Raw genomic sequence first — 12,826 nt, forward strand, 5'->3', positions numbered from 1 at the left:
TTTTTTCAAGTATAAATTCAATTTAATTTACATGCTTCACACTGTTTCTCTTTCGGTTTATCGTAAGAAGGAAGTTCACCACCACCATCGAAATAAAACGGTTCCATGTCAATAACTTTTTTAACTGCTTTACGACCTAATCCTTCATGAGCAGCATTGGTTAACAAGCCATTATCCTGATCGCCGCTCCAAATAAATAAACCACCAAGTCCCTTTTCTTTAACATAGCGGCCTTTTTCTCTAACTGAACGAGGCGTATCTAATGACATAAATACTTTGAGATCTTTATTGTAAAGATAATCAGCCTTAGCAATAGGATCATGGAAAACCGTAAAGCCATTACGGCCTATTTGATTTTCATAATCAACATAGTTATAGATAATATCTGTCCATTCAATCACACCATGTTCGAAACTCCCTACCGTGGATGCTCCATCAGTATATTTCCCAATTAGCTGTTCCTTATCCTTACTCTCTAACTCCGCAGTTCTGGCATTACGGGTATAGCCAGAATAGCCAATATAAATAAATTTCTTATTAATCCCTAAAGAGATAAGATAATTAACTGCATCATCGACTGAATATTTAGAATATTGATCATCCTTATTGCGATAAAGATTGGTATGATGAGAAAGTTTTCCATCGCCCAATGTAAAGAAATCATAAGTCATCAAGTTGATTTCATTGACACCGGCGGCGATCAATTCTGGAATATGCGCTGCTTTAATTTTTTCTACATCAGCAGAAGCTGCAATACTAATTCCTTTCAAATTACTGATATTTGCATTCTTTAAGTCCTTAATAAGCTCAGCAAAATATTTATAATCATCTTCATCAAATTGATTACCTTCCCCCGCAGAACCTGGATATTCCCAGTCAAGATCAATGTGAGTTAGCATGTCAAATTTGGCGTATAAATCTTTAACACCGTCAACAAACCTCTGGCGCAGTTTCTCATCACGACAAACTTTATAAAAAGCACCACTCATTGACCAGCCGCCAACGCTAACAGAAATTTCCAAATCCGGATTTTCGTCTCTAAGTAAGCGTAGTCCTCCTAATACTCCCTGAGCTTTATCTTGCTGATATAAATCTACAGGATCGCCCGCCCATTGAGTAAAACCACAATTAAGATAGGCTGCAACATCAGCCCAGGGATCAATTAGAATAGGTTTGCCTTCGTGATTCTCTAGAATATCTTGTTCGGTATCCCCCATTTTCCATCCATCTTTACCCGCCGCAGCAATGATAGTTGCTCTTTTCTCCCCGGGATCGCCAATAATACCTGCAAAGCTAAAGATAATTCTTTTAAACGGCTTTCCTTTTTCTTTATCACCTTTAAAGCGCATTAAATCAGCACTTCTGCCGCCATTCTTTTTAAAAGAATCATCATTTATCGGCGCTAAACGTTCATCATAGATTGACCAATCAGATAAATAACAGAAAACGCCAAAATCATCATTCTCCTCGTAAGTATTAAAAACAGTTTTAGCAAGTCTTGTCGGTGTATACGATAATACGCCATCGGTTGTTTTAGGATCAAAACCATTTAGCCGATAGGTTTTTTGCGCCGCACCTTCTTCCGAGTCCTTAACCTTATGTGGATCAGTTTCATACACTAATTGGCTATCTGCTTTTGGTTCATTTTCACTCATATCTTACTCCACTAATAGTACAATTATCTTAAACATCAGAGAGTTAAATCATGGCAACCTATGCCAGAATTAAGTAGAGATCTATAAGTATTCAGATTAAAAATCGTTCCCCCTGGCATACTTATAACGTATTGAATACAAAGGATTGCATAGCTTATCTGTATAAGGATTCAAATTTTAAATAACACAATATATTAGAGTCCTGAATGTTACTTCCCACCGTAATATCTGTTAAACCTCTTTTTTTCATATACAGATATAAAAATTAATAATCTCTTTTTTCCTCCTGGCTATTGACTCAAACAAAATCCAGCCAATTCTACTTTTTAACCAAAATTTTCTATCGCTAAATTCTTTTTTTCATGAAGCATGATTTATATATTTAATATTATTAAATATATATCATGACTATATCGTAAAATGATAATATGAGTTATTTATGACAGTAAGATAATAATTTTATTAAAATTGAATATTCAATTTCTAGCTATTGACTATTTTATGTTACACCGTAATAAAACGCCCGCCAATTAACCTTAAATTTGTTCCAGTAATATTAAAATAGGGTTAGAAAAATGATCTCTTGAACAAATTTTCACAACCTAGATTCTTTGGGAAATTAACTACCTATAACGTTGATCATTTCAAATTCGAGAAATAGCACAACAAGTTAATTATGATCATCAACGTTTTTGAGTACCACTTTATAACTAAGGCCCTACCTCTAACTGCATATACCCGTCATCTTTCAAGTTACCTCTTTGTTGGCTGCACTCACTCACCCCGGTCACATAGTTAGCTATGCTCCCGGGGATTCGATCCCTTGCCGTCGCGATGCATCTTGAAATCCATAGGGTATAACCTAATAAACGCGCAAAAAATCCTTGACACACCAATTTCGTTCCAGTTTACTAGTACACGAGTGAGAATGATATTGTCTTGTATACCATCTATATCAATACTAAAGAGGCACTGAAAATGGCTGTATTTATGACGTCTATCCGTTGGTGGCATAACTTCCCAGTAAGGGCGGTACGGTCACGCACATAAATCAACAGTGCCAAACTACCAAAACCCGCCTGATCAGCGGGTTTTTTTATATGTGTAATTTATTAATAGGACGAAAAAATGACGGATAAACAACCCAAAATTACAGTAATCGAGCAGGAAACCACTTATCAATCCGATCCTACTCTGCTATTCAACCACCTCTGCGGTGAGCGACCAGCAACTTTATTGCTGGAATCTGCGGAAATTAACAGTAAAAAAAACTTAAAAAGTCTGCTGATTATCGATAGCGCCTTGCGCATCAGCGCCAACGGCAATCAGGTTACTTTTGATGCTTTAACAGAAAATGGCCGGAATTTATTACCCATTTTGGCTGACAAACTTTCCAGCAACGCCCAATCTGAAATGACACATAATGTTCTTCAAGTTACCTTCCCGCTAACCAATCACAATATAGATGAAGATAATCGCCTAAAAGCGGTATCCGTATTTGATGCGCTGCGTGCTCTGCTTTCACTGGCGGAAGGGCATTCATCTCCAGATAATGCAGAAGCAATTTTTGTCGGCGGTCTTTTTTCCTACGACCTGGTAGCCGGATTTGAGCCCTTGCCCGCCGTCAAAACCGTTCAACGCTGTCCTGACTTCTGTTTTTATCTCGCAGAAACGTTATTGGTGATCGACCACCAAAATAAAAATGCACGTTTGCAAATCTCCCTTTTCAGTGATTCTCAGGCAGAAGAGCAACGCCTTAAGCAACGATTAAAAACATTAGCGAAACTCATTACCGAACCGACTGAACCCGTAAAACAAATCTCTCTGCCAACCATGAAAGTTTCATACAATCGGGATGATAATGGCTATGCAGAAATGGTGGCACAATTGCAGCAATATATCCGCCAAGGAGATATTTTTCAGGTGGTGCCATCAAGACGCTTCTTTCTACCCTGCCCGGCACCGCTTCATGCTTATCAAAAGCTTAAATACCGCAATCCAAGTCCCTACATGTTTTTCATGCAAGACAAAGATTTCTGTCTGTTTGGCGCTTCTCCTGAAAGCGCGCTTAAATATGATGCATCCAATCGCCAGATTGAAATTTACCCGATCGCCGGTACCCGTCCCCGTGGGCGCAATGCTGCCGGCGAGCTAGATGCCGATCTGGACAGCCGGACCGAGCTGGAGATGCGAACAGATCATAAAGAATTAGCCGAACACCTGATGCTGGTTGATTTGGCCCGTAATGACCTGGCTCGCATTTGTGAACCGGGCAGCCGCTATGTCGCCGACCTAACAAAAGTTGATCGCTACTCTTTTGTTATGCATCTGGTTTCCCGCGTAGTGGGAACATTACGCCATGATTTGGACATCTTTCATGCTTATCAAGCTTGTATGAATATGGGGACCCTTACTGGCGCACCGAAAGTACGCGCAATGCAACTTATCGCTCACTATGAAAGTGAACGTCGGGGCAGTTATGGTGGTGCTGTTGGTTATTTCACCGGCAAAGGGGATATGGATAACTGTATCGTTATTCGCTCTGCTTACGTAGAAGATGGCATAGCGTCTATTCAGGTTGGCGCAGGTATCGTATTGGATTCCGATCCTTTAGCCGAATCCGAAGAGACTCGTAACAAAGCAAAAGCCGTCATTCGTGCAATTATTGAAGCTCATCAGGCAGAGGAGATTTTCTAATGGCAAATATTCTTCTACTCGACAACGTGGATTCATTTACCTATAACCTTGTCGATCAATTACGTAATCATGGTCATCAGGTTGTTATCTACCGCAATACTGTTGCAACTGAAATGATTATGCAGCGATTAAGAATGCTATCTTCTCCGTTATTGATGCTTTCACCGGGACCGGGTAAACCCTCTGACGCAGGTTGTATGCCTCAATTACTGCAACAAATCATCGGCAAAATCCCAGTGATCGGCATCTGCCTTGGGCATCAAGCCATTATTGAAGCCTATGGCGGAGAAATTTCTGCTGCTGATGAAATCCTACACGGCAAAGCTTCTCTGGCAGAACACGATAATCAGGCTATGTTCGCTAATCTGGAAAACCCTCTACCCGTTGCACGTTATCACTCTCTCGCGGGTAACAAAATTCCATCCGAACTGACTATTTCTGCCCGTTGTGGTGATACTGTTATGGCGGTTCGTCACAACAAACATAAGGTTTGTGGATTTCAATTTCACCCAGAATCGATTCTCACAACTCAGGGAGCTAAATTGCTTGAACAAACGCTGGTCTGGGCACTAAATTAAAAGGAAGATGAAAATGCAGGCTATTTTCAATAAATTGTTTAACGCACAGACACTGACACAACAAGAAAGCCAGCAACTATTTGCAGCCATTATTCAAGGAGAATTAAGTGAATCACTACTCGCTGCTGTACTTATCAGCATGAAATTACGTGGTGAACAACCCCAGGAGATCGCCGGCGCAGCCCAGGCATTACTGGCAAATGCCCTGCCATTTCCACGGCCGGATTACACTTTCTGCGATATCGTCGGAACAGGCGGCGATGGTACGAACAGTATCAACATTTCAACCGCCAGTGCCTTTGTCGCCGCAACTTGCCAAATTAAAGTCGCCAAACATGGCAACCGCAGTGTTTCCAGTCGATCCGGTTCTTCTGATTTGCTGGCAGCGTTTGGTATCGCCCTTGATATCAGCGCGGAATGTGCCCGTAGCGCACTAGATGAAATCGGCATCTGTTTCCTATTTGCACCGCAATATCATCTTGGATTCCGTCATGCAATGCCGGTACGTCAACAACTGAAAACCCGGACGCTATTCAATATATTAGGTCCTCTGATTAATCCGGCTCGTCCGCCACTGGCTTTAATCGGCGTTTACAGCCCTGAGCTCGTTGAACCTATTGCCCGCACTTTACAGGTTCTCGGCTATCAACGGGCCGCAGTTGTTCACAGCGGCGGCATGGATGAAGTCGCACTGCATGCGCCAACGAAAGTTGCAGAACTTAATGATGGAGAAATTATCCATTATCAATTAAACGCTGAAGATTTTGGTTTACAACATCATCCAATATCCGCATTAAAAGGAGGTTCACCCGAGGACAATCGTGAAATGCTCAGTTTATTGTTACAAGGACGAGGCAAGAAAGCTCATGCTGATGCCGTTGCGGCTAACGTTGCCCTGTTAATGAAGATTCATGGACAGGAAAATTTACGTCATAACACCCAACAAGCTCTCGAAGCCATTCACAGTGGCCGAGCTTATGAACGAGTCATAGCACTTGCAACAAGGAGTTAATCATGCAAGCCACCATTTTACAGAAAATTGTTAATGATAAAGCCGAATACCTTATTAATCGCAAACAACAGCAACCATTAGAAAGTTTCATTGATGCCGTTGTTGCCAGCAATCGTGATTTTTATCAAGCGCTAAACAGTGAACAGACAGTTTTTATTCTGGAATGTAAAAAGGCATCTCCTTCTAAAGGCGTTATTCGTCAGGATTTTGATCCCATTCACATAGCGAAAATTTATCAGCCTTATGCTGCCGCCATTTCTGTATTAACTGATGAAAAATATTTTCAGGGTAACTATGAATTTCTTCGTTTAGTCAGTGATGCCGTTCACCAGCCGGTATTGTGCAAAGATTTTATTATCGATCCTTATCAGGTTTATCTTGCCCGTTATTATCAAGCCGATGCAATTTTGTTGATGCTTTCCGTCCTTGATGATCAGCAATATATTGCGCTGTCTGAACTTGCGCATAGTCTGAATATGGGCGTGCTGACGGAAGTCAGCTCAGAGGAAGAGCTAACCAGAGCGGTTGCGTTAAAAGCTAAAGTTATTGGTATCAATAACCGTGACCTGAGAGATCTTTCTATCGATTTAAACCGTACCAAACAACTTGCGCCACAGTTACCCGAAGGAACCCTTGTTATTAGCGAATCGGGCATCCACCAGCATCAACAAATTCGCGAGCTTAGCCATTATGCTAATGGCTTTCTCATTGGCAGCGCTTTGATGGCCCAATCTAATCTGGACTTAGCATTACGCCAACTGATTCTGGGTGAAAATAAAGTCTGCGGGTTAACTCGTCCACAAGATGCTAAAGCGGTATTACAGGCAGGCGCTGTTTATGGTGGTTTGATATTTGCTGAGCATTCACCACGTAAGATTAATATCCAACAGGCCCAACAAATTATTAATGCAGCAAATCTCAAATATGTAGGGGTATTTCAAAATCAATCATCCGCATTCATTAGCCATACCGCCCGTACCCTTTCTCTGGCTGCGGTACAATTACATGGCGCAGAAGGCGAAATTTATATTGCGGAACTGCGAAAAACACTACCTGAAAATTGTCAAATTTGGAAAGCAGTTGATATGTCGAAAGATGCCTTTCACGCCAAAGCCGAAAATGTGGACCGTTATTTACTTGATAACGGCAAAGGTGGAACCGGCCAAAGTTTCGATTGGCAATTACTTGACAAGCAATCACTCGCCAATGTCATGCTAGCCGGTGGGTTAAATGAAGAAAATTGCCAACAAGCAGCAAAATATGGCTGTTGCGGACTTGATTTTAATTCTGGCGTCGAAAGCGCACCCGGCATCAAAAGCAGTCATAAGTTAAATAAAGTGTTTCAGCTTCTACGCTGTTACCAATAAGCAACAATTTCCCGATTCATATAATGGACAAGCAGAACAATGAGTAAACTTAACCCCTATTTTGGTGATTTCGGTGGACAATTTGTACCACAGATCCTTATTCCAGCCCTTGAACAATTAGAAGCTGCATTTATTGCCGCTCAGCAAGATCCCGAATTCCAGCAAGAATTTCAGGATCTACTGAAAAATTATGCGGGCAGGCCAACAGCACTAACGTTATGCCGTAATCTGACAAAAGGCACCAAGACCCGCCTTTATCTGAAACGTGAAGATCTATTACACGGCGGCGCTCATAAAACCAACCAAGTACTTGGTCAGGCATTATTAGCAAAACGCATGGGAAAAAGCGAAATTATTGCGGAAACCGGCGCTGGTCAACATGGTGTAGCAACCGCCCTCACCTGTGCGCTGTTAAATATGAAGTGCCGCATTTATATGGGCGCTAAAGATGTGGAACGCCAATCCCCTAATGTTTTCCGGATGCGTCTGATGGGAGCCGAAGTCATTCCAGTTCATAGCGGCTCTGCCACCTTAAAAGATGCCTGCAATGAAGCGTTACGTGATTGGTCTGGCAGCTACGATAAAGCCCACTATTTATTAGGGACTGCTGCTGGACCACATCCCTATCCGACGATGGTTAGAGAGTTCCAGCGTATGATCGGCGAAGAAGCCAAATCCCAAATTCTGGCAAAAGAGGGACGCCTGCCTGATGCCGTGTTGGCCTGTGTTGGCGGGGGCTCTAATGCCATTGGCATGTTTGCGGAATTTATTCCTGAAACATCGGTCCGCCTGATTGGTATTGAACCTGCCGGGCTCGGTATTGAAACCGGTAAACATGGCGCACCGCTGAAACATGGCGAATTGGGTATCTATTTTGGTATGAAATCGCCAATGATGCAGACAGATGAAGGCCAGATTGAAGAATCTTATTCTATTTCTGCCGGTCTGGATTTCCCTTCCGTTGGCCCTCAACATGCCTATCTGAACAGTATTGGACGGGCTGATTATGTTTCCATCACCGATGATGAAGCATTAGAAGCGTTCAAAATCCTTTCCCGTGAGGAAGGAATTATTCCAGCCCTCGAATCCTCTCATGCGCTGGCTTATGCTTTGAAAATGATCCATCAAGCTCCTGATAAAGAGCAATTACTGATCGTTAATCTATCCGGTCGCGGTGATAAAGACATATTTACTGTCCACGATATTTTAAAATCCAGAGGGGAAATCTAATGGAACGTTACGAGCAGCTATTTAAACAACTGGAAAGTCGTAAACAAGGTGCTTTTGTCCCCTTTGTCACACTAGGCGATCCAACCCCAGAATTATCGTTGAAAATTATTGATACTCTCATTGCAAGTGGTGCTGACGCTCTTGAGTTAAGTATTCCTTTTTCTGATCCGCTGGCTGACGGCCCAACCATTCAAAACGCTAATTTGCGTGCCTTCTCCTCAAATGTAACCCCCACGCTCTGTTTTGAACTATTAACAAAAATTCGGGCAAAATATCCTGATATTCCTATTGGTTTATTAATGTATGCCAATCTGGTTTTTCATCATGGAATAGACGAATTCTATCGCCGTTGCAAAAATGCAGATATTGATTCAGTATTAGTCGCAGATGTTCCTATGTCAGAATCACGGCCATTCCGTACCGCAGCTATGAAACATAATATTGCCCCTATTTTTATTTGCCCACCCAACGCAGAAGATGAATTATTACGTGAAGTTGCCTCTTATAGCCGCGGATATACCTACCTATTATCAAGAGCGGGCGTAACCGGTATAGAAAGACGAGGTGAAAAACCGTTAAATCATCTAGTCAATAAACTACGGGAATATCATGCTGCACCACCGTTACAAGGATTTGGTATTTCAGAACCTGAGCAGGTAAAAGAAACGTTAGCAAGTGGAGCAGCGGGCGCCATTTCCGGCTCTGCCGTCGTTAGAATTATTGAACAAAATCTTTCTCAGCCGGAAATAATGCTGAAAAAATTAACTGAATTTGTATCAAAAATGAAGTCTGCAACACAACTGTAGTGTGAAAAATAACTGTAATGTGAAAAGTATTGTATAAAAATGGGGCAAAACCTGCCCCATACTTTTCATATCAAACAACCATGTCAAACAAACGCGGCTTTTTTATCAGAAGTGATAACCGGCACTAAACATAAATACCCACGGATCAATCCGGGTATCAATTTTATGATGCTGGTCACCCGCTTTAAATTTTACATCCGTTTCGATGTTTATCCACCATACAGAGGCATTTATTATCCAGTTTCGATCTAACGCATAATCCAGACCAACTTGACCGGCAACACCCCAGGAATCTTTCAGATCCAGACTATGCAAATTACTATCTTTAACAGCATCACTGCCATTAAATTTTTCATTAAAGAAAGTCGTGTAGTTTAGACCAATACCGACATAGGGGTGGAATCTATTTTCTTTAGAGCCGAAATAGTATTGCGCCATTAATGTCGGCGGCAAACTTTTTATTTTAGCAATATTCCCGACACCCGGTAAACTTACTCGGTTCTGGAAAGGTGTGCCAGCGAGTAATTCCACACCAATATTATCTGTAATCATATAACCGAAGGTCAAACCCATCTGAGTATTATTATCCGCACTCAGAGAACCCAAACCTAATACATTATCAGAGCCAGTATTGGGTCTGACAGTCGCACTACCTGCACGGAAAATAAAGTCACCCGCTTCATGAGCGAAAGCGAATGATGGTGCTAAAGTTGCCGCTGCTAATACAAATGCAGAAATTTTTTTCATTATTCGTCCCATTCCTGTGATTTAAAGTCAGAAAAATATACCCATATATTGGAAACTATGATCTAAGACAGATCACATCTTTTAAAAAATTTCAGTAAAACCGTATATTTATAATATTATTATTTCAATTAGGAATTATTTTAAATTGATCTAGATCAAAGTTTATTTATTATTAATCAGTTAGAAATCTTTTATTTATATATTTATTCAGATGTTTTATCTTCTCTCTCATTATATTTCCATTATGTTTTAATAAGGTTAATTTTATGTTTATTTTTATCTTAAAAATATAATGTGAAGAACTTTTTTCCGCCATCAATAATCACAGCTAACCATCAATTTATCCGCATCATCTCGTTTCTACTATCCACCTTTCCCCATAACAAGGTACAATCATCCCCTATGCATTGTTGTTTAACCTGATAGGAGCAGTCTTCATGCCAATCACGGCGAATACCCTGTACCGTGACAGTTTTAACTTTTTCAAGAATCAACTGTTAAGTACCCTGACCCTGGCCGCCCTAGCGGCTCTGGTTACCACCTTATTGGGGCACCTGTTTATTCCTGACAGCGAACAGATGAAGTTGCTGACAGAAGCAGAATTTACGTTTGCCACCTCAGGCAAGGCCGGTATTCAGGAGCTGGTGTCTCAAATGACTCCAGAACAACAGTCAATGATCATGCGGGCGGGAATCGGAACCATTTTCTCCAGTATGATTGGCAGCGTGCTACTGGTCGGTGGTGTACTGACGCTGGTCGCGGCAGTTTCAGAGGGAAATCGTATCTCTTCATTACAGGCAATTGGTTTATCAGCAACCCAATTACCGAGACTGTTCCTATTACTGCTTATCTGTACCCTGCTAATTCAACTTGGCTTAATGCTTATGCTGGTGCCTGGCATTATTTTGTCGATCGCACTGGCTTTATCACCCGTTATTATGACTACCGATCGTTGCGGCATTTTTGCTTCTATGAAAATAAGCTGGAAACTGGCATTTGCTAATATTCGCCTGCTGGTTCCGGCAATTCTTTTATGGCTGACCGCGAGGCTCTTGCTGGCATTTATTATTGACCGCCTAACATTCATTCACAACGAGATGGCAGGGATTATTCTTGGGGTGTTTAATAACCTCATTTCAGCCATTTTGCTGATTTATCTGTTCCGGTTGTATATGCTGGTTACCTCTTCACAACAAAAATCAATATAAAATAGCGATTCAAACCAAAAACCCCATAGCAATAAACTATGGGGTAAGCAGAATAAGCTAGTGATAACTGGATTGAGCTAAAATGCAAAAAAATTCCCTGTTTTTCAACAGGGAATTCTATAGAAAAGAGATCTAATTAAATATCAATTAGCAAATTTCAGTTAGAACCGATAGCCGACACCAACTACCCAAGTGCCTACTTTAAAATCACCCAGTTTTGAATATTCATAGGATGTATCAACGGTCCAATTTGGCATAGGATTAAACTGTAATCCTACCCCATAACCAATAGATGTCTTACTCTCGCTCTCGCTATATGATTCACTAAGGGCAGGGATTTTAACTTCCCCCTTTCCACGTGCAGCACCAACCATACCGTATGCACTAACATATTCATTAAAACGATATGTAGGTCCCGCCATCAGAGAATAATAATCCAGCTCATACTTACCTGCCTTGCTACTATTAATGTATAAATCGTTACCCAAATGGGTATACGTGAATGAACCAATAACACCCAAATTACTGTCCAGCTCGTAGCGGTACTTTAAGTTGAAGCCCTTTGGATTACCGTTAAATAGGTTACTCTCAAAAGAGTTATCAGATAAATCCTTACTATCAAACTTCACATGGCTCTGAGCATAACCACCCGAAATCGTGTGTTCACCGGCATTTGCCGCAAATGCGAATACAGATAGACCTGCTGCCACTACCGAAGCCACCAATGCTCTTTTCATTGAAAATCCCTAATGTTTTATAAAATTATAGAAAAGACTAATTACAAGGCGCGATTATTTATCAGCAATCAATAGAAAACAACTCAATCCCGTTTTTTGTTAAGTTTTCATTTAACAAGATAAAGTAATAACCGCTTCCCACCCTGATCAGGAGAATCTTCCCATCTTAATTGGCTGTTTTTCGTACTTATAGCATTTCATCACTTCACTATTGAGATAAAAAGCAAAAAAATTCCCTGTTTTACAACAGGGAATTTTGCATAGAATATACAGTGATAACTAATAAAGGAATAATCGTCAGATTACATTAAGCTAAACATGGACTAGCAATTTCAACTAAATACTAAATAGATATATGGACACTAAACCAACACAAATCTATAACTGGCAAAGTCGTCGAAAACATATATCCGGTTTTAATAATCCCTGATGAAAATCCGTACTCTCTATCCTCATTATTTCGATAGCCTTTATACCCTTCATCTTTCAAGCTGCTGCTTTGTTGGCTGCTTTCACTCACCCCAGTCACATAGTTATCTATGCTCCTGGGGACTCGTTCACTTGCCGCCGCGCTGCAACTCGAAATCTATTGGGTATACTTGTAATTACTGAGCTCGCACTCCGTGATTATGGTTTTTCCGGCCGTTGAACTCGAACAGTAAGAACTCGTCCATCGGGGATATCGCATAGTTCGCCATCAGTATAATAAATGACTTCTCCATCACCATTAACGCTCTTAACACGTTTATTTTGAGCAAATATCGGCGCATCTTTATTTTGACGATGAGA

At 41.0% G+C, this 12,826-nt stretch carries 11 protein-coding genes and 1 other annotated feature; of the genes, 7 read left to right on the forward strand and 4 right to left on the reverse strand.

Annotated features, from left to right (window positions below; all coding sequences use genetic code 11):
- Nucleotides 1–17: 17 nt before the first annotated feature.
- Entirely contained in the window at nucleotides 18–1,655 is a 1,638-nt protein-coding gene (locus tag V2H77_RS19935; protein WP_341500203.1) for a glycoside hydrolase family 18 protein, read from the reverse strand.
- A gap of 999 nt (nucleotides 1,656–2,654) precedes the next feature.
- Nucleotides 2,655–2,755: a sequence feature (Trp leader region), on the forward strand.
- A 28-nt stretch (nucleotides 2,756–2,783) separates the two neighbouring features.
- Here V2H77_RS19935 and V2H77_RS19940 point away from each other — a divergent pair.
- The 6 genes from V2H77_RS19940 to trpA are packed head-to-tail and all read left to right on the forward strand — an operon-like array spanning nucleotide 2,784 to nucleotide 9,345.
- Nucleotides 2,784–4,352: an anthranilate synthase component 1 gene (locus V2H77_RS19940; protein ID WP_341500204.1), complete on the forward strand. Its 1,569-nt coding sequence runs from the start codon at nucleotides 2,784–2,786 to the stop codon at nucleotides 4,350–4,352.
- Nucleotides 4,352–4,930, forward strand: a complete 579-nt coding sequence (locus tag V2H77_RS19945) for a glutamine amidotransferase-related protein (protein ID WP_088374243.1) — start codon at nucleotides 4,352–4,354, stop codon at nucleotides 4,928–4,930. Before V2H77_RS19940 ends, V2H77_RS19945 begins: the two co-directional genes overlap by 1 nt.
- A 13-nt stretch (nucleotides 4,931–4,943) precedes the next feature.
- Entirely contained in the window at nucleotides 4,944–5,942 is a 999-nt protein-coding gene (gene trpD / locus V2H77_RS19950; RefSeq protein ID WP_341500205.1) for an anthranilate phosphoribosyltransferase, read from the forward strand.
- 2 nt (nucleotides 5,943–5,944) lie between these two features.
- Entirely contained in the window at nucleotides 5,945–7,309 is a 1,365-nt protein-coding gene (trpCF, locus tag V2H77_RS19955) for a bifunctional indole-3-glycerol-phosphate synthase TrpC/phosphoribosylanthranilate isomerase TrpF (protein WP_341500206.1), read from the forward strand.
- A gap of 39 nt (nucleotides 7,310–7,348) precedes the next feature.
- Nucleotides 7,349–8,539, forward strand: a complete 1,191-nt coding sequence (gene trpB, locus V2H77_RS19960; RefSeq protein WP_341500207.1) for a tryptophan synthase subunit beta — start codon at nucleotides 7,349–7,351, stop codon at nucleotides 8,537–8,539.
- Entirely contained in the window at nucleotides 8,539–9,345 is an 807-nt protein-coding gene (trpA, locus tag V2H77_RS19965) for a tryptophan synthase subunit alpha (RefSeq protein ID WP_341500208.1), read from the forward strand. The genes trpB and trpA overlap by 1 nt, the downstream gene beginning before the upstream one ends.
- 105 nt (nucleotides 9,346–9,450) lie before the next feature.
- Here trpA and ompW read toward each other — a convergent pair whose 3' ends face one another.
- Nucleotides 9,451–10,092 (reverse strand): outer membrane protein OmpW, encoded by a 642-nt coding sequence (gene ompW / locus V2H77_RS19970; protein ID WP_265377602.1) that lies wholly within the window; start codon nucleotides 10,090–10,092, stop codon nucleotides 9,451–9,453.
- Between the two features lie 437 nt (nucleotides 10,093–10,529).
- Here ompW and V2H77_RS19975 point away from each other — a divergent pair, with 437 nt between their 5' ends.
- Nucleotides 10,530–11,300 carry a YciC family protein gene (locus V2H77_RS19975; RefSeq protein WP_265377601.1) on the forward strand — a complete coding sequence of 257 codons (771 nt, stop codon included), beginning with the start codon at nucleotides 10,530–10,532 and terminating at the stop codon, nucleotides 11,298–11,300.
- A gap of 161 nt (nucleotides 11,301–11,461) precedes the next feature.
- Here the strand turns inward: V2H77_RS19975 and V2H77_RS19980 are convergent, their stop codons facing one another.
- Nucleotides 11,462–12,037, reverse strand: coding sequence for an Ail/Lom family outer membrane beta-barrel protein (locus tag V2H77_RS19980; protein ID WP_341500209.1), 576 nt, complete (start codon nucleotides 12,035–12,037; stop codon nucleotides 11,462–11,464).
- Between the two features lie 627 nt (nucleotides 12,038–12,664).
- A partial coding sequence (locus tag V2H77_RS23710; RefSeq protein WP_445935612.1) for a phage tail fiber protein occupies nucleotides 12,665–12,826 on the reverse strand: 162 nt, incomplete at its 5' end.

It is taken from the genome of Photorhabdus sp. P32 (genome assembly GCF_038085095.1).
Taxonomy (GTDB): Bacteria; Pseudomonadota; Gammaproteobacteria; order Enterobacterales; family Enterobacteriaceae; genus Photorhabdus; species Photorhabdus luminescens.